The organism is Streptomyces sp. RK62, assembly GCF_018070255.1.
GTDB classification, from domain to species: domain Bacteria; phylum Actinomycetota; class Actinomycetes; order Streptomycetales; family Streptomycetaceae; genus Streptomyces; species Streptomyces nigra.
In genome coordinates this window covers 185,625-203,817 of sequence record NZ_JAGPYD010000009.1, presented here as the reverse complement: position 1 = coordinate 203,817, position 18,193 = coordinate 185,625, and the positions used below count along the sequence as shown (strand labels likewise).

Below are 18,193 nucleotides of genomic sequence, written 5' to 3'. Positions count from 1 at the left end.
CACTCTTCCAATACGCAGAAACCAACTTCCGCAATACGGAAACTGCGGAAGCTGAGCCACGGAAGGGAGCGTCGGCCCCGATGCCAGGCCTTGGATGGGACGCAGCCGCAGAGCAGCGCTTCGACGTCAACCTGTCGATCCTCTTCACGGAGCTCCCGCTCCTGGAGCGCCCCGCGGCCGCCGCCGCGGCCGGCTTCACCGCGGTCGAGCTGTGGTGGCCCTGGATCGACTCCCCCACCCCCGAGCGGTCCGAGCTCGACGCCCTGAGAAAGGCGATCGAGGACGCGGGCGTACAGCTCACCGGGCTGAACTTCTACGCCGGACAGCTCCCCGGCCCGGACCGCGGCGCCCTGTCGGTGCCCGGCGAGGAGTCGGAGCGGTTCCGCGCCAACGTCGAGGTCGCGGCGGAGTTCGCCGGCTCCCTCGGCTGCGGGGCCCTCAACGCCCTGTACGGCAACCGCGTCGACGGCGTGGACCCGGCCGAGCAGGACGCGCTCGCGCTGGAGAACCTGGTCCTCGCGGCCCGGGCCGCCGACGGGATCGGCGCGATCCTGCTGATCGAGGCGCTGAACAAGCCGGAGTCCCCGCTGTACCCGCTGGTCAGCGCGCCCGCCGCGGTGGGCGTCGTCGACAAGGTCAACGCGGCGACCGGGCTGGACAACGCCGGGTTCCTCATGGACCTCTACCACCTGTCCATGAACGGCGAGGACCTGCCGGCGGTGATCGAGCGGTACACGGCGAAGACGGGCCACGTCCAGATCGCCGACAACCCGGGCCGCGGCGCACCGGGCACCGGCTCGCTCCCCCTCGAGGACCTCCTCGGCCGGCTGCGGAAGGCGGGCTACGACGGCTGGGTCGGCCTCGAGTACAAGCCGGGCGACCGCCCGAGCGCCGAGGCCTTCGACTGGCTGCCCCGCTGACCTCGTTACCGAAAGGCACCCCATCATGAGCAACGCCCTTGCAGATTCCTCCCACCCGACCCGCCCTGCGATCGCCTGGATCGGCCTCGGCATCATGGGCTCCCCCATGTCCGAGAACCTGATCAAGGCGGGATACCGGGTCACCGGCTACACGCTGGAGCAGGACAAGCTGGACCGGCTGGCCGCCGCGGGCGGCACCGCGGCCGGCTCGATCGCCGAGGCCGTGCGGGACGCCGACGTCGTGATCACCATGGTCCCCGCCTCCCCGCAGGTCGAGGCCATCGCGTACGGCCCCGACGGCATCCTGGAGAACGCCCGCTCCGGCGCGCTGCTGATCGACATGTCCTCGATCACCCCGCAGACCTCGGTGGACCTGGCGAAGGCCGCGCGGGACAAGGGCATCCGGGTGCTGGACGCGCCGGTGTCCGGCGGTGAGGCCGGCGCGATCGAGGCGGTGCTGTCGATCATGGTCGGCGGTGAGCAGGCCGACTTCGACGAGGCAGAGCCGATCTTCGAGGCCCTCGGCAGGACCATCGTGCTGTGCGGTCCGCACGGCTCGGGCCAGACCGTGAAGGCCGCCAACCAGCTGATCGTCGCCGTGAACATCCAGGCGTGCGCCGAGGCCGTGGTCTTCCTGGAGAAGTCCGGCGTGAACCTGAAAGCCGCGCTCGACGTCCTCAACGGCGGTCTGGCGGGCTCGACCGTGCTGACGCGGAAGAAGGACAACTTCCTGAACCGCGACTTCCAGCCGGGATTCCGGATCGATCTGCACCACAAGGACATGGGCATCGTCACGGACGCCGCCCGCAATGTCGGCGCGGCCCTGCCGGTCGGCGCCGTGGTCGCCCAGCTCGTCGCGTCCCTGCGGGCGCAGGGCGACGGCGGCCTGGACCACTCGGCGCTGCTGCGGGCCGTGGAGCGCCTGTCCGGCGCGTCCCACTGAGGCCCTCCGAGACCTCCGGGTGGTGCCGGTGCCGACACTTGTCCTGTCGCGCCCAGGCACCGGCACCGCCCGGACACCCGTCCGCGCCCCGCGCGGACCGGGACCGTGTACGGCGTCCGGCTCCTGACGGGAGGTCATGAGCCGGACGCACCCGCCCGCGTCCCTCCGCCGGCCGGCCCGGATGAGGGGTGGCCGCCCGGAGGGGGGCGCGGGCAGCGTGAGACCGCGGCGGCGAGCGAGCCAGTGCGGTGGTGAAGGTCCCGGCCGTCTCCTTCGACCTGAGGGGAGACGGCGCGGGCTCCGTCGCTCCCGCCGCGGTCCCGGCCTGATCGACAAGACACGACCGAGACCCCGTCCGGCGGCGCGAATGTCCTGTCGCGCCCAGCCTCGCGCCGTCGGACGGCCACCACCGAAGAGCGCCACGGCGCCGGGTACGGAAAGGTCCGTACCCGGCGCCGTGGCGCTCTTCCGGGTGCGGAGCGGGGGCTTTCGCAGCAGCCTGGAGGCATGACGGCACGACCGACGGAGCATCCGCACGTCGTGGTGCACCCGCCCGGGCTGGACGGCTCCCGGCGGGTCACGGCGGGCGACGAGACACTGGGCATCGCCACGCACGAGGACGACGTCAGCGAGATCCTGCGGCTCGCCGACCTGTATGTCACCGACGTGGCGGAGAGCGACTTCATCGAGTGGCAGGGCGGCGGCCCCGACGACTGGCCGGGGCTGTCGGAGCACCACGAGGAGAGTTGAGCGCGCGCGTACATCCGGCGGCGTAGGACGCCTACGTCATGCTCAAATCAACCTCTGAACTCCGTTCAACATGCTTCGACAGCCCTCCGGGCAGGGCAGATTGTCGTCACACGGGGCCCGCCGGCACGGGGGCAGCGGGTCCCGTGACGGGGGAAAGCACAGGGTATGTATGGGGGAACAACGGGGGCACACAGAGAGGGCGGTCCGGCTGCAGGCCGGACCGCCCTTCGCGGTCGCTGGGGGGGGACGTAGGGCCCCGGGTGGTGGGATCAGACCTTCAGCGGCCTGATCGACGTGGGCGCGTGCCCCGGCTCGGTCGCGATCTCCTCGAATTCGGTCACGTCGCCGATGTCGTTGGTGGTCGACATCGAGATGTTGGTGACGCGCTCCAGGATCGCCTCCACGACCACCGGCACCTGGTGCTCCGCCGCCAGCTTCTTGGCCTGCTCGAAGGCCGCGCCCAGCTCGGCCGGGTCGGTCACCCGGATCGCCTTGCAGCCGAGGCCCTCGGCGACCTTGACGTGGTCGACGCCGTAGACGCCCAGCTCGGGGGCGTTGATGTTCTCGAACTCCAGGTTGACCTGGAAGTCGATGCCGAACGCCCGCTGCGCCTGACGGATCAGGCCCAGGTAGGAGTTGTTCACCAGGACATGGACGTACGGGATCCGGTGCTGCGCCCCGACCGCGAGCTCCTCGATCATGAACTGGAAGTCGTAGTCGCCGGACAGGGCGACGACCTGCGCGTCCGGGTCGGCCGTGGCGACGCCGAGCGCGGCCGGGATCGTCCAGCCCAGCGGGCCCGCCTGGCCGCAGTTGATCCAGTGCCGGGGCCGGTGGACGTGGAGCATCTGGGCGCCGGCGATCTGTGACAGGCCGATCGTGGAGACGTACCGGGTCTCCGGGCCGAACGCCCTGTTCATCTCCTCGTAGACGCGCTGCGGCTTGATCGGGATGTCGTCGAAGTGCGTACGACGCTGGAGGGTCGCCCTGCGCTCCTGGGCGGAGGCGGCCCAGGCGGAGCGGTCGGGCAGCCGACCCTCGGCCTTCAGCTCCTTCGCCACCTCGACGAACAGCTCCAGGGCGGCCTTGGCGTCGGAGGCGATGCCGTAGTCCGGGGCGAAGATCCGGCCGATCTGGGTGGGCTCGACGTCGACGTGCACGAAGGTGCGGCCCGCCGTGTAGACGTCGAGCTTGCCGGTGTGGCGGTTGGCCCAGCGGTTGCCGATGCCGAGGACGAAGTCGGACTCCAGGAAGGTCGCGTTGCCGTAGCGGTGCGAGGTCTGCAGGCCGACCATGCCGGCGTTCAGCTCGTGGTCGTCGGGGAGGACGCCCCAGCCCATGAGCGTCGGTACGACGGGCGTACCGGTCAATTCAGCGAACTCCACGAGGAGTTCGGCGGCATCGGCGTTGATGACACCGCCACCGGCGACGATCAGCGGCCGCTCGGACGCGTTCAGCAGCCCGAGGGCCTTCTCGATCTGCGCACGACTGGCGGCGGGCTTGTACACGGGGAGCGGCTCGTACGTCTCCGGGTCGAACTCGATCTCGGTGAGCTGGACGTCGATCGGCAGGTCGATGAGAACGGGCCCGGGCCGTCCGGAGCGCATCAGATGGAACGCCTGCTGGAAGACGCCCGGAACCTGGGCCGCCTCCAGGACGGTGACGGCCATCTTGGTCACCGGCTTGGCGATCGAGGCGATGTCGACGGCCTGGAAGTCCTCCTTGTGGATCACGGCGGTCGGTGCCTGGCCGGTGATGCACAGGATCGGGATGGAGTCGCCGGTCGCGGAGTAAAGACCGGTGATCATGTCGGTGCCGGCGGGGCCGGACGTGCCGATGCAGACGCCGATGTTGCCGGGGTGCGCGCGGGTGTAGCCCTCGGCCATGTGCGAGGCGCCCTCGACATGGCGGGCGAGGGTGTGGCGGACGCCGCCGGCCGCCTTGAGCGCCGCGTAGAAGGGGTTGATCGCCGCGCCGGGCACACCGAACGCGTCGCTGACGCCCTCGCGCTTGAGGATCTCGACTGCCGCGCGGGCAGCGGTCATACGAGCCATTGAGGTCTCCTGCTTCGGCCGTCGGATTCGCACTCCCGTCGCGCCCCGCGGTGAGCAATTCCGTGACAAGGTAGATCCGCCGTGCCGCTAATTCCGCATGACGGAAGTTACTTTCTACTATCTGGAAGCAATGTAAGTGGACCCGTGGAGACCGTCAAGAGGGGGACAACCGGCCCCCGGCAGGAGGACGATGGGGCGCTGTCCGATGCGAACCGTCCTGGAGCGGGCCATGTCCGAGAGCGTGCCGGTGCGCTGCCCGGCCTGCCGGAGCGAGCACCACTACGAGGCACCCGTCTATCCGTGCGCGTGCGGGGCGCCCGTCGCGCCCCAGCTCGACCCGGCCGGGACCGCCGTCCCCGTCACCCAGCGGGCCTGGGACGACGAGTGGGTCACCGTGAATTGCGCGGCGTGCGGCAGGGAGAGCGAGTGGCCCCGCCCGGAACTGGGCTGCCCCTGCGGCACGGTCCTGCGCGTCCCCCTGGCGTCCACGACCGCCCCCGAGCCCAAGCGGCCGCCCGCACCCCGCCGCGCCTTCCAGCCCGTGACGATCCGCACCGCCCGGGACGCGGTCACCGCGGCGGCGGTCTATCTGCGCTGGCTCGGCTACCGGGACATCCGCCGCGCCGACCAGCGCCCGACGTCCGGCATAGGCCTCGCCGCCCACGGCCTCCTCGCCCAGATCGACCCGACCGTCGACCCGGCCTCCCGCCGGGACGTGGAATGCCTCTGGCTGACGGCCATGACGGAGTCGACGCACTGCGCCTACTTCTCCCTGGCCGGCTACACCCCGGACGCCCGATCCCGAGCCGACTCCCTGGGCATCCCGTTATTCGTCCTAGACCTGACAGGCACCCCCCAGCCGGTCAACAGCCAGGCAGACACACTGGACGCGACGGGCGCGGGCTGAAATCCGTTGGCGGCTCGCCTCTCTCACCATGACACTCGCCCTATGCGTATCCGTTCCGTTCTGGCCAGTGAGCTCGGGGTCCTGCAGGAGATCGAGCGGGCCGCCGGAGGGCTGTTCCGGGAGGTCGGGATGGTGGAGGTCGCCGAGGACGAGCCGTTGTCCGTGGAGGTGTTGGAGGGGTATCGGCGGGCGGGGTGGGCGTGGGTCGGGTGTGACCCGGAGGATCGGCCCGTGGGGTACCTGGTGGCCGAACCCGTCGATGGGGCGCTGCATGTCGAGCAGGTGTCGGTGCACCCCGGTGCGGCTCGTCGGGGTGTGGGGCGGGCCCTGCTCGCGTATGCCCAGGAGCGGGCCCGGGAGGAGGGGCTGGGCGGGCTGACGTTGACCACCTTCGCGCAGGTGCCTTGGAACGCGCCGTACTACGAGCGGCAGGGGTTCCGTGTGCTGGCGGCGGGCGAACTCACTCCCGGGCTGCGGGCGATCCGTGCCCGGGAGGCGGAGTCGGGGCTCGATCGGTGGCCGCGCGTGTGTATGCGGCGGGACATCGCCTAGTCCGTCGCGTACCTGCGGCGTAGTTCCACCTTGCGGACCTTGCCCGACACCGTCATCGGGAAGGCGTCCAGGATCGTCAGGCGGCTCGGGATCTTGTAGTGCGCCAGCTGGCCGTCGCAGAAGGCGCGCAGTTCGTCCAGGGTGAGCGGGTCGGCCGCGTCGCGCGGGATCACGCAGGCCAGCACCTCCTCGCCGTACCGTTCGTGCGGGACGCCGACGACCTGGACGTCCGCGATCTTGGGGTGGGCGTAGAGGAACTCCTCGATCTCGCGCGGGTAGATGTTCTCGCCGCCCCGGATGATCATGTCCTTGATGCGGCCGACGATCTCCACGTAGCCGTCCTCGCGCATCATCGCCAGGTCGCCGGTGTGCATCCAGCGGCCGCGGTCGATCGCCTCGGCGGTCTTCTCCGGCTCGTCCCAGTAGCCGAGCATCACGCTGTAGCCGCGGGTGCAGAGTTCACCCGAGGTGCCGCGCGGAACGGTCACGCCCGTCGCCGGGTCGACGATCTTCACCTCGATGTGCGGCAGGACGCGGCCCACCGTGCCGGTGCGGTGCTCCAGGTCGTCGTCCATACGGGTCTGGAGGGACACCGGCGAGGTCTCCGTCATGCCGTAGCAGATGGAGACCTCCTCCATGTGCATCTCCGCGACCACCCGCTTCATCACCTCCACCGGGCACGGCGAGCCCGCCATGATGCCGGTGCGCAGGGTGGAGAGGTCGTAGGCGGCGAAGTCGGGGAGGTTCAGCTCGGCGATGAACATCGTCGGCACGCCGTAGAGCGAGGTGCAGCGCTCCTGCTGGACCGCCTCCAGGGTGGCCTTCGGGTCGAAGGACGGGGCGGGGATGACGATGCAGGCGCCGTGCGAGGTGGCGGCCAGATTGCCCATCACCATGCCGAAGCAGTGGTAGAAGGGCACCGGGATGCACACCCGGTCCTGCTCGCTGTACGCGATCAACTCCCCCACGAAGTAACCGTTGTTCAGGATGTTGTGGTGGGAGAGCGTGGCCCCCTTGGGGAAGCCGGTGGTGCCCGAGGTGTACTGGATGTTGATGGCGTCGTCGCAGGACAGCTCGGGGAACGGGGCCGGTGTGCCGCGGGCGATCAGCGCGTCCCAGCTCGGGTCGCCGATGTAGACGGTCTCGCGCAGCCCCGGACACCGGCCGCGCACCTCCTCCACCATCGCCCGGTAGTCGCTCGTCTTGTGCTGGAGCGAGGCGAACAGCAGCGAGACACCGGCCTGGTTGAGGACGTACTCCAACTCGTGGGTGCGGTAGGCCGGGTTGATGTTCACCATCACGGCGCCGATACGGGCGGTCGCGTACTGGACGAGCACCCACTCCGGGCAGTTGACGGCCCAGACGCCCACCCGGTCGCCCTTGGCGACACCGCTCGCCAGCAGTGCGTACGCCAACTCGTCCACAGCGGCCGCGAATTGAGCGTACGTCCAGCGCCGGCCCGACGGCACGTCGACCAGGGCCTCACGGTCCGGCCAGGCGGCGACGGCCCGGTCCAGGTTCGCCCCGATCGTGTCGCCCAGCAGGGGCGTGTCGCCGGTTCCGTGGGTGTACGAGTTCACCGGAAGTCCTCCTCGCGGTACTCGGCGTCCGACCCCGCGGCGGTGGCCTCGCGCAGTTCGATCCGGCGGATCTTGCCGGAGACGGTCTTGGGCAGCGTCCCGAACTCCAGGCGCCGCACCCGCTTGTACGGCGCCAGGACCTGCCGCGCGTGCTCGAAGAGCACCTTCGCCGTGTCGGGCCCGGGCTCCCAGCCCTCGGCGAGCACGATGTACGCCTTGGGCACCGCGAGCCGCAGCTCGTCCGGCGCGGGCACGACGGCCGCCTCGGCGACGGCCTCGTGCTCCAGCAGGGCGCTCTCCAGCTCGAACGGACTGATCTTGTAGTCGCTGGCCTTGAAGACGTCGTCCGACCGGCCCACGTAGGTGATGTAGCCGTCGGCGTCCCGGGAGCCGATGTCGCCGGTGCGGTAGTAGCCGCCCGCCATCGCCTCCGCCGTACGCTCGGCGTCGCCGTGGTAGCCGGTCATCACCCCGACCGGGCGGGCGGAGAGGTCGAGGGCGATCTCCCCTTCGTCGGCGCCGGGTGCGCCCGTGACCGGGTCGAGGAGTTCGACGCGGAAGCCGGGGCTGGGCCGGCCCATCGAGCCGGTCTTCAGGGGCTGGCCGGGGCTGTTGGAGACCTGCACGGCCGTCTCGGTCTGGCCGAAGCCGTCCCGGATCGTCACCCCCCAGGCGCGCCGCACCTGTTCGATGACCTCGGGGTTCAGCGGCTCGCCCGCGGCGACGACCTCGCGGGGCGGGGTGCGCAGCGCGCTCAGGTCGGCCTGGATGAGCATGCGCCACACCGTCGGCGGGGCGCAGAACGTGGTGACGCCGGCCCGGTCCATCTCGGCCATCAGCCGGGCCGCGTCGAAGCGCGTGTAGTTGTGGATGAACACGGTCGCCTCGGCGTTCCACGGGGCGAACAGATTGGACCAGGCGTGCTTGGCCCAGCCCGGCGAGGAGATGTTGAGATGCACGTCGCCGGGCTTGAGCCCGATCCAGTACATGGTGGCCAGATGCCCGATCGGGTACGAGGTGTGGGTGTGCTCGACCAGCTTGGGGCGGGCGGTGGTGCCGGAGGTGAAGTAGAGCATCAGCGGGTCGTCGGCGCCGGTCGGCCCGTCGGGCGTGAACGTGGCGGCGGCGTCGTACGCGTCCTCGTACGTCAGCCAGCCGTCAGGCGCCCCGCCGACCGCGATCCGCGTGTAGTCGCCGGGCACGTCGTCGAACTTGCCGGTGTCCTCGGAGCGGACCAGGACGTGCCGGACGTGTCCGCGGTCCACCCGGTCCCGCAGATCGGCCGCGCCGAGCAGCGGGGTCGCCGGGATGACGACGGCGCGCAGCTTCATCGCGGCGAGGGCGGTCTCCCACAGCTCGGCCTGGTTGCCGAGCATGACGAGGACGCGGTCCCCGGCGCCTACGCCCCGCTCGCGCAGCCAGTTCGCGACGCGGGCCGAGCGTTCGGCCATCTCGGCGAACGTCAGCCGGACCTCGGTTCCGTCCTCCTCGACGATGTGCAGGGCGACCCGGTCGTTGCCGGCCGCGACGGCGTCGAACCAGTCGAGCGCCCAGTTGAACCGCTCCGGCCGGGGCCAGGTGAAACCCTCGTACGCCGTGGCGTAGTCCTCGCGGTGTTCGAGCAGGAAGTCCCGCGCCCCGCGGAACAGCTCCGTCCCCGTCATCATCTGTCCTCCTGGTTACCGGACCTTGCCGGGCGGCCCTCTGCCATCGTGTAATCCGTGACGTGGGTCTCACTACCCCCGAACGGGGGTGTGCGCTCGGCAGGCAGCGGGTGAAAGGGCGGACAGGTGACGGTGGACGCGGCCGCGACGGTGGAGATCGGGCGTGCGCTGGTGCGTCTGCGCCGCTCGACCGGGCTCCCGGTCGCCTTCGGCGGCCTCGTCGAGCCGGGCCGCCCGCGCGTGCGCATCAGCGAGCTGAACGGCACCGCCACGGACTCCCTGCGCCGGCTGGCGGTCACCGCGGGCAACGGCCTGGGCGGCAAGGCCGTCGCCCTGGCCCGCCCCTGCGCGGTCACCGACTACTCCGCCTCCCGGCAGATCACCCACGAGTACGACGCCGCCGTCGCCGCGGAGGGCCTGTGCTCGGTGGTGGCGGTCCCGGTGGTCGTACGGCGCCGGGTGCGCGGAGTCCTGTACGGCGCCCTGCGCACCGCCCAGCCGCTGGGCGACCGCACGCTGACGGCCGCGGTGGACGCGGCACGGGACGTGGAGCAGGCCCTGGTGGTGCGGGACGAGGTGCAGGGGCTGCTGGAGGCCGCCGAGCCCCGGCCGGCGCCGGCCGAGGGGGGTGCCGCCTGGGAGCAGGTCCGGGAGGCGCACGCGGCGCTGCGGGCGCTGGCCCCGCGCATCGGGGACCCGGCGCTGCGGGCCGAGCTGCTGGACGCGGCCGGTCTGCTGGCGGTGGGATCCGGGCCGCGGGCCGTGCAACTGGCGCCCCGCGAGGTGGACGTGCTGACGTGTGTCGCGGCGGGCGCCACCAACGCGGCGGCCGCCGGACGGCTGGGTCTGCGCGCCGAGACGGTCAAGGGCTATCTGCGGTCGGCCATGCGCAAGCTGGGTGCCCACACGCGCGGGGAGGCCGTGGTGGCGGCCCGCCGGGCGGGGCTGCTGCCGTAGCCGTGGACACGGACCGGTGGGTGCGGCGGGCGGCCCCGGACGGGGGCGGCCCGGGCCCCGCGCGGCGGGCTCCGGGGGCTCCGGACGGGCCGGTCCCGACGACCCACCATTCATTCATCCACGCTGTGAATTTCTCTATGCGGCGCGGCTGTTATTCGGCTCACCTCCCCGCAGCTCCGAAATTCAAAGAACTGTTGCCTAATATTGGCCCGAACACGACACACGGAGGGGAGCGGTGACCGTGCGACGGGACTTCAAGGAGCCTGCCGGCTGCCGCTCCGAGCAGGTCATCGGGCGCACAGAGCTGTTCACGGCGGCCCGCGAGCAGCTCGGGCGCGGCGGCAGCGTGCTGCTGCACGGCCCGGCCGGAATTGGTAAGTCGACCGTCCTGCGGGCATTGGCCGCGGAATACGGCCAAGAGGCACGAACCGTCTTGCGCTGCTCCCCCACCGAGTCCGAATCCCACCTCCCCTTCCTGGCCCTGGCCGACCTCCTCGGCCTGGTCCTCGACGAGGTGTCCGAACGGCTCCCCGCCGCCCAGCGCACCGCCCTGGAGGCGGCCCTCACCGGACGCGGCGAGTCCACGCTCCAGCGCGACGGCCTGGCCCTGCGGCTCGCCGTCCTGTCCGCGCTGCGCGCCCTGGCCGACGCCGGGCCCGTCCTCGTCGTCGCCGACGACGCCCAGTGGCTGGATCCGGCCAGCGCCGAACTTCTCGGCTTCGCGGCCCGCCGGCTCGGCGAGACCCCGGTGCGGATGCTGTGGGCCGTACGCACCGAGGGCGAGGAGTACGACCGGCATCTGCGCGCCTCCCCGCCGGACACCCTCGCGATACGGCTGGGCCCGCTGTCCCGGGCCCAGATGTCCGTCCTGCTCGACCGGCGCGGCTACACCGGCCTGCCCCGCTCCACCGTCCGGGACATCCACCGCACCAGCGGCGGGAACGCCCTGTTCGCGCTGGAGCTGAGCCGGGCCCTCGCGGAGAACGCGACCGCGCCCCGCCCCGGCGAGCCGCTGCCCGTACCGACCTCGCTGCGCGCCCTCGTGCTGAACCGGCTGGAGATGCTGTCGGAGGAGGCCCGCCGCACCCTCCTCGTCGCCAGCGCGGGCGCCCGCCCCACCCTCGCCCTGCTGCACGCGGCCGGGAGGGCCAACGCCGAGGCCGAGACCGCCCAGGCCGCCGCGCTCGGCCTGCTCGCGACCGAGCCGGAGGGGCCCGCCGTACGGTTCGCGCACCCCATGATCTCGGCCGCGCTGTACGCGGAGGCGCCCGCGCAGGAACGCCGGGCCGTCCACTCCGCGCTGTCCACGGCCGCCTCCGACCCGATCGAACGCGCCCGGCACCTCGCCCTCGCCACCAACGGCACCGACCCGGAGGTCGCCGCCCGGCTGGCCGAGGCCGCCGCGCTGGCCCGCGACCGGGGCGCGCCGTCGGTGGCCGCGCAGCTCTGCCTGCTCGCCGCCCGGCACACGCCGGTGGACGGCGACCCGAGCCCGGACGCCCTGCGGCTGCAGGCCACCGAGGACGCGATCACGGCGGGCGAGCTGGACCTCGCCCGGGACATCGCCCGCGAGGTGCTGTCCCGCACCTCGGTGCCCGCCGAGCGGGTGCGGGCCTGGATCGCGGTGATCGAGACCGCCGGCCACGCCATGTCGGAGGTCGACGCGATCTTCCCGCAGGCCCTGGCCGACGCCGGTGACGACCCACGGCTGCTCGCGCTGGTCCACTACCAGCTGACCTGGCGGGCCGTGCTGGTCAAGGGCGACTTCGACGAGGCGCGCGAGGAGGCCGCGTACGCCGCCGAGCTCGCGGCCCGGGCCGGCGCCCGGTACACCGAGCTGATGGCGCTCGCCTTCCAGGCCCAGATCGAGACGCTCATGGGCCACCCGGACGCGCCCGCGACCATCAAGCGCGCCCTGGAGGAGCCGCAGGACCCGCGCGTGGCCTGCCACCACAACGGCGCCGGGTACTCCCGCTTCCGCTGGCTGATCATGAGCGACCAGCTGCCGGAGGCCCGGGCGGCCGTCACCGGGCTGCTGCGCGAGGTGCGCCGGCACGGGTGGGTGGAGAGCGAGGTGCACTTCCTGCGCGGGGTGGCCGAGACCGAACTGCACTCCGGTCAGTGCGGACGCGCCCTCGATCTGGCCCGCGAGAGCCTGCGGCTGGCCCGTGACACCGGGATCGGCGAGGTGGCCTCGGCGGTCCTCACCTCGCTCGCGGAGGCGGCGGGCGGACAGGTGGACCGGGCGCTGACCCTGGCCCAGGAGGCCGTGGAGCACGCCGAGGAGGACGGCGACCAGATGTACGTCTCCCGCGCGCTGGCCGCCCTGGGGCACGCCGAGCTGGTGGCGGGCGATCTGCCGGCGGCGGTGCGGTCGCTGCGCCGGGTGCGGGAGGTGGAGCAGGGCCTCGGCATCACGGACCCGGCCCGCGGTCGCTGGCACGCGGACCTCGCCGAGGCGCTGGTCGGCACCGGTGAGCTGACCGAGGCCCAGGACCTCATCGACGTCACCCGGGAGCAGGCGCTGCGGCTGGACCGCGACAGCGTGCTGGCCGTGCTGGACCGGGCGGAGGCATTGCTGCGCGCGGCGCGGGGCGACCGGAAGGCGGCGATCTCGCAGCTGACGGCCGCTCAGGACCGGCTCGCCGCCCTCGGGTACGGCCTGGAGGGGGCCCGCGCCGCCTTCGCGCTGGCCCGGCTGCGCCCCGACGCGGGCCCGACGGCGTACGACGAGGCGGCCCGGCTGTTCCGCCGCTGCCGGGCGCTGCCGTGGCTGCGGCAGGTCGAGGCGGCCGCGGCGGAGCGCACCGCGGCGGCCGTGCCCCCGCAGGCACCGGCGCCGGGCGGCCCGGCGGGCCTGGACGGACTGGACGGGCTGGCGTCGATGGAGCGTCAGGTCGCGGGCCTGGTCATGGAGGGCGCGACGAACCGGGAGATCGCCGCGCGCCTGTTCATCAGCGTCAAGACCGTGGAGGCGACGCTGACGCGGGTGTACCGCAAGCTGGGCATCCGCTCCCGCGTGGACATCGTCCGGCTGGCGGCGGGCCGCCGGGCGCCCTGAGCCGACGGGCGCCCTGACCTGTTGGGCTCCCTGCCCCCGGCGGGGCGCCTGACCGGGCGGGGCGTCCCGGAACCGTCACTGACCGCCCCCCCCCCGTGCGTCGTACGACTCGGCTTCGGGGGTATGTTCGGCCGGAGTTCACCCCATTGCGTCGGCGTGCCCTGGTTTACCCGGCACGACCGAGGGTTTTCCCTGCCCAACTCCCTTAGGGGGTTCCCTCATTGGGCAGGGGATCAGCCGGGACCTACCTTGTGGGTGTGCCGCTCGCCGGGCACGCGGGGTCGGTCCCTCGGCCCCACTGAGACCTACCGCCCGCGCGACCCCCCACCGGCTCATCCCCCCACCGAGGAGTCTCCTTGTCCGGGCTCACCCGTCCCAGAAAGACCGCCATCGTCACGGCGGCGGTGGCCGCCGCGGCGGCCGCACTGCTCAGCGCACCCACCGCTGAGGCCGATACCCGCATCGTCGGCGGAACCACGACCACCACGTCCGCGTACCCGTTCATGATGCAGATCACGGACGCCTCGCAGAACCAGTTCTGCGGCGGGACGCTGGTCTCCCCCACCAAGGTCGTCACCGCCGCCCACTGCATGGCCGGCGAGACCCCGTCCGGCGTCCGGGTCGTCGGCGGACGCACCTACCTGAACGGCAGCGACGGAACGGTCGCCAAGGTCAGCGACATCTGGGTCCACCCCGACTACACCACGGCCACCCGCGGTGACGACGTGGCCGTGCTGACCCTGTCGACGTCCATGCCGTACGCCACCGCCTCCTACGTCGGCTCCTCGGACACGGGGGTGTACGCGGCCGGCACCAGCGCCCGCATCCTCGGCTGGGGCACCACGTCCTCGGGCGGCAGCTCCTCCAACCAGTTGCGTACGGCCACCGTGCCCACGGTGTCCGACTCGAGTTGCGCCGGTTCCTACGGCTCGGACTTCGTCGCCTCCGACATGGTCTGCGCCGGCAAGACGTCCGGCGGCGTCGACTCCTGCCAGGGCGACAGCGGCGGTCCCCTGCTCATCGGGGGCGTCCTGGCAGGGATAACGTCCTGGGGCGAGGGCTGCGCCCAGGCGGGGTACCCGGGGGTCTACACCCGGTTGACCACGTTCTCGGCGGAGGTGACCGACCAGGTCCGGTCCTAGCCGGGACCCGAAGACCTGGGGGCTTTGGGGGCCTCCACGTGGGGCCCCCAACGCCCCCTGTCCATTCCCCCGCTTCCGGCCCTTCACGGGCCTGTCCGTTGTCAGTGGCTCCTGTTTGAATGAGCCACTGACAGGGATGTGGGGGTGAGGTCATGGTGTCCACCGACCGGATGCTGGCGTTCGCGGTGATGTCGCTGCTGGTGATCGTGATTCCGGGCCCCAGCGTCCTGTTCGTCATCGGCCGCGCCCTGGCGCACGGACGCCGTACGGCCGTGGCGACCGCGCTCGGCAATGTCGTCGGCTCGTATCTGCTGGTGGTCGCCGTCGCGGTCGGGATCGGCTCCCTCGTCGAGCGCTCCGTGACCGTCTACCTCACGGTGAAGCTGGCCGGTGCCGCCTATCTGGTCTGGCTGGGCGTGCAGGCGTTCCGGCACCGCAAGGAGCTGAAGGCGTCCACGATCCACACCCGGCCGCGGGAGCCGGCGCGCGGCGATCTGCGCACCCTCCTGGACGGCGCGCTCGTCGGCGTCACCAACCCCAAAGGCGTGGTGTTCTTCGCCGCCGTGCTCCCCCAGTTCGTGGACCACTCGGCCGGTCATGTGCCGCTGCAGATGCTGCTGTTGGGCCTCGTCCCCATCACCATCGGCCTGGTCACCGACACCCTGTGGGGCCTGACCGCCTCGGCGGCCCGCACCTGGTTCGCCCGCTCCGACCGCCGTCTGTCCCTGATAGGCGGCGCGGGCGGCTGCACGATGATCGGCCTGGGTGTGACGGTGGCGGTGACGGGCCGCGCCGACTGACCGCCGGGCGGCCCGGACTCCCGGTTCAGCCGCCGCCGGCCTCCGGTGCTGTGCGGATGTTCGTCTGGTCGCCGTTGACCACCGCGTTCACCGTGCCGTGACCCGAGGCGTGGTTCTCCTGCGCGACCGACGGGACCCGGGCGGCCCGGGGCGGCGGGAGTTCGGCGATGGCGGACCGCAGTTCAGCGGCGGCCTCGGGGTGCTCCTCCAGCAGGTCGCTCAGACGTTGCCGCCAGGCGCTGCGGGCCTCGGCCAGCGCGCGCTCGTTGCCCGGCTCCTCGGCGCTGCGCCGCAGGGCGTCCAGCCGCCGGGCCGCCGTCTCGGTACGCGCGGGGTCGCCGCGTCCGAGGAGCCGGAGGAAGCGCTCGCGCGCGGTCTGCCATACGTCCGTGGAGGCCGCGTTGACCAGGGCGGCGGAGCCCGCCGCGGCGAGGGTGGTCAGCCAGTCGGGGATCAAGGGGGTGCCTTTCGCTCAGGAGCCGGAGCGCCGCGCGGTCCAGGGACCGGAGGCGTCGTAGCAGTCGGTCTTGAAGGTGCCGCGCATGGTGTCGCCGTCGACGCGTCCGGTGAACGAGATCGCCTCCGAGGTGGCCACGCTGCCGAAGGTGATGCGGTCGCCGTCGAGCGTCCCGGTCACGGTGCCGTCCAGGGCGCACGGCACCCCGTGCACCTCGAGGTCCCCGGACAGGCGATTGCCGTCCTGGGTGAGGTCGGCCGTGAAACCGCCGGTGCCGAAGCCCGTGCCCCAGGTGCCGGTCCAGGCGCCCGTCAGGGTGGCCTTCTCCTCCGGTGAGGGAGCGCCGTCGGACGGCGGGGCGGACGGCGTGACCCGCAGACCGAAGTCCCAGTAGCGGGCCGTGACGGACGGCCGGTCGCCGGACGCCTCGGTGGAGAGCCGGACCAGCCGGCCCCGCTCGTCGATCCGCGCGCGGAACTTCACGGGTGAGCCGGTGGTGGCGGGTGAGCTCGTGGGATCAGTGGGTCCGGGGGTCTTCGCCGCCGGGCCGGAGGTGCCGGCCACCGTTACCACCCTGCCCGCCACCGGGCCCCGCCCCCGAAAGGCGGCAGACCCCGCAGTCCCCGCAGACGTGTTGGTCCCGCCCGAGTCGCCGGGCCCCGCCGGGGCCGCTCCACCCGTCAGCGTGCCCTCGAACGAGCAGCCGCGCCGCCGCGCCTGGGCCACCGCACGCAGGTCGCGGGCCGGGCCCGCCGGGTCGACCGCGTCGAGGAAGGCCCCGTCGGCCCGCACCCAGCGGGGATCGAGGCCGGACGGTGTGGTCGTAGCGGCCGGCAGGACGACCTTGCCCCGGTCGATCGTGCCGGCGGTGACCGGACCACCGGTGAGGCCCTGGCGGAACCAGGCCGTGCGGGCGTGCGGGTCCGCTGCCCCGGCGACATGCTGCCGGCCGCGCGTGACGTCGTATCGGAAGCTCGTGCGCTCCACCCGCTCGGCCGCCTCCTCCAGGACCGTGGCGGCCGTGCGGTCCCCGACGGCGGCGTCGCACGACGCCTTGTTCTGCTCGGTACGCACCACCACCGTCACGGTGGTGGTCACGACCACGGCGACCGTGACCACGGACACCACCACCGGCACGCTGACGCCCGCGGCACCCGCGCCGCCGAGGCCCACGGTCTTGGCGACGGCGGCCGCGGCCTTCGCGAACACCCCGGCGTGGGAGGCGGAGCCGGCCGTCTGTGCCGCCGTGCCAACCGCCTGCGCCGGGTCCGCGAGCGGCCCGCCCGGCGCAGGCCCGGCGGCGGTCTCCTTCACGGCCTCGGAGGCCAGGTGGTCGGCGGCGAGAACACCACCCGCGACCGACACCCCGGCCCCGGCCCCCGCGATGCCGACGGCGGTACCCAGGCCGGTCGTGCGGCGCGGCCGCGGGGCGAGGCCGAGGACGACCTGGTAGTAGATGTTGCCGTTCGTCACGGCGTTGACCGTGCCGTGCCCGGTCGCCACGGCGACCTGGGTGGCGGTGCCGTCCGGCGGCGGCAGCAGCGACCGTACGGAGTCCGCGAACCGGCGTGCCTCGGCGGCGCGTTCGGGGTCGTCGGCCAGGACGGCCTGGATCCGTTCCCGCCAGGTGGGCAGCGACTCGGTGAGGAAGCCGGTCAGTTCCTCCCCTTCACGGAGTGCGGCCTCGGCGGCCCAGGCCTCGACCCGCTCGTCCATCCCGGGTTCGTCCTGGGGCAGCAGACAGAGCACCCCGTCCCTGGCCCGTGCCCACGCCGGTGTGCCGAGTGCCGCCGCCAGGTGTTCCGCCGCGTCCTCGGCCGGGTCGTCGGACCGCCCGAACTCCTCGTCGTCCCGCGTTCCTTCGGGCATGACACCGCTCCCCCCGTGTCCCCGCACGGTGTCCCCCGTACGCTCCGTCGGCGCGAAGCTAGCAGCGCCGCGCGCGGGCGACGGTCCCTTCGGGGAACGTCCGCCGGACGGTCTGTGGTGCGACGGCATGCCGGGGGCGCGCGGCGTGCCGGCCGCCCTGTCCGCCCCTCCCGATGCGCCCCCTCCGCCGTCGGCGCGCACGCCGTGGTGTGAGGTTCCTATGAGGTCGGCCCGGCGGCTGTGCCCGGGCACACACACAGCGTGAAACCTGTTACGATCATCGTACTTTCGGCAGACTGACGCGGCGTCATGCCGCGCGCGGGGGGACAGTCGCCTCCAGGACCCCATCGCGAAGGAGTCGCTGTGGACCCGTGCACCCGGCCCGCAGGGCGGGCGAGCCGACGGCCCCGGAAGGAACCGCGCTGTCGGACCGTCACATCCCGGCCGGCCGGCGTACTCCACCACCGATGAACCAGCCTCGCTGAACAGCAGGCAACTTCCGTCCACAGAAGGCGTGTTGGCCTTGCGGAGGAACGG

The 18,193-nt window shown here is 72.8% G+C and carries 14 protein-coding genes; 9 read left to right on the top strand and 5 right to left on the bottom strand.

All coding sequences use genetic code 11. The annotated features are described in order from the left end of the window. Positions 1 to 80: 80 nt before the first annotated feature. The 3 genes from KBY32_RS19085 (at position 81) to KBY32_RS19075 (ending at position 2,613) form a co-directional block, all read left to right on the top strand. Positions 81 to 920 (top strand): TIM barrel protein, encoded by an 840-nt coding sequence (locus KBY32_RS19085; protein WP_210980906.1) that lies wholly within the window; start codon positions 81 to 83, stop codon positions 918 to 920. Positions 921 to 945: 25 nt separating this feature from the next. Continuing rightward, positions 946 to 1,863 carry a 2-hydroxy-3-oxopropionate reductase gene (locus tag KBY32_RS19080; RefSeq protein WP_210980905.1) on the top strand — a complete coding sequence of 306 codons (918 nt, stop codon included), beginning with the start codon at positions 946 to 948 and terminating at the stop codon, positions 1,861 to 1,863. A 507-nt stretch (positions 1,864 to 2,370) separates the two neighbouring features. Next, positions 2,371 to 2,613 carry a hypothetical protein gene (locus KBY32_RS19075; RefSeq protein WP_055619485.1) on the top strand — a complete coding sequence of 81 codons (243 nt, stop codon included), beginning with the start codon at positions 2,371 to 2,373 and terminating at the stop codon, positions 2,611 to 2,613. A gap of 269 nt (positions 2,614 to 2,882) precedes the next feature. Here KBY32_RS19075 and gcl read toward each other — a convergent pair whose 3' ends face one another. Then, a complete protein-coding gene (gene gcl, locus KBY32_RS19070) occupies positions 2,883 to 4,667 on the bottom strand; it encodes a glyoxylate carboligase (protein ID WP_055619486.1) in 1,785 nt (594 codons plus the stop codon). Between the two features lie 229 nt (positions 4,668 to 4,896). Here gcl and KBY32_RS19065 point away from each other — a divergent pair, with 229 nt between their 5' ends. Beyond that, entirely contained in the window at positions 4,897 to 5,574 is a 678-nt protein-coding gene (locus tag KBY32_RS19065; RefSeq protein WP_247689675.1) for a hypothetical protein, read from the top strand. 42 nt (positions 5,575 to 5,616) lie between these two features. Then, on the top strand, positions 5,617 to 6,126 hold the full coding sequence (locus KBY32_RS19060; protein WP_210980903.1) for a GNAT family N-acetyltransferase: 510 nt from the start codon (positions 5,617 to 5,619) through the stop codon (positions 6,124 to 6,126). On the opposite strand, the gene KBY32_RS19055 is transcribed toward KBY32_RS19060, so the two are convergent. Both KBY32_RS19055 and KBY32_RS19050 read right to left on the bottom strand, forming a co-directional pair. Then, on the bottom strand, positions 6,123 to 7,706 hold the full coding sequence (locus KBY32_RS19055; protein ID WP_210980902.1) for an AMP-binding protein: 1,584 nt from the start codon (positions 7,704 to 7,706) through the stop codon (positions 6,123 to 6,125). The genes KBY32_RS19060 and KBY32_RS19055 overlap by 4 nt on opposite strands. Continuing rightward, complete coding sequence (locus tag KBY32_RS19050; RefSeq protein WP_210980901.1) at positions 7,703 to 9,373, bottom strand: AMP-binding protein; 1,671 nt, start codon at positions 9,371 to 9,373, stop codon at positions 7,703 to 7,705. The genes KBY32_RS19055 and KBY32_RS19050 overlap by 4 nt, the downstream gene beginning before the upstream one ends. Positions 9,374 to 9,502: 129 nt before the next feature. Between KBY32_RS19050 and KBY32_RS19045 the strand changes: the two genes are divergently transcribed. From KBY32_RS19045 to KBY32_RS19030, 4 genes are all read left to right on the top strand, one after another. Further along, complete coding sequence (locus KBY32_RS19045) at positions 9,503 to 10,327, top strand: response regulator transcription factor (protein ID WP_374224969.1); 825 nt, start codon at positions 9,503 to 9,505, stop codon at positions 10,325 to 10,327. Positions 10,328 to 10,562: 235 nt separating this feature from the next. After that, entirely contained in the window at positions 10,563 to 13,388 is a 2,826-nt protein-coding gene (locus KBY32_RS19040) for an AAA family ATPase (protein WP_210980900.1), read from the top strand. A gap of 356 nt (positions 13,389 to 13,744) precedes the next feature. Further along, complete coding sequence (locus tag KBY32_RS19035) at positions 13,745 to 14,530, top strand: trypsin-like serine protease (RefSeq protein ID WP_210980899.1); 786 nt, start codon at positions 13,745 to 13,747, stop codon at positions 14,528 to 14,530. A gap of 152 nt (positions 14,531 to 14,682) precedes the next feature. Further along, positions 14,683 to 15,330 (top strand): LysE family translocator, encoded by a 648-nt coding sequence (locus KBY32_RS19030; RefSeq protein ID WP_210980898.1) that lies wholly within the window; start codon positions 14,683 to 14,685, stop codon positions 15,328 to 15,330. 25 nt (positions 15,331 to 15,355) lie between these two features. Here KBY32_RS19030 and KBY32_RS19025 read toward each other — a convergent pair whose 3' ends face one another. Beyond that, entirely contained in the window at positions 15,356 to 15,787 is a 432-nt protein-coding gene (locus tag KBY32_RS19025; protein WP_115504654.1) for a hypothetical protein, read from the bottom strand. A gap of 15 nt (positions 15,788 to 15,802) precedes the next feature. Then, a complete protein-coding gene (locus KBY32_RS19020) occupies positions 15,803 to 17,656 on the bottom strand; it encodes a hypothetical protein (RefSeq protein WP_210980897.1) in 1,854 nt (617 codons plus the stop codon). Positions 17,657 to 18,193: the final 537 nt, after the last annotated feature.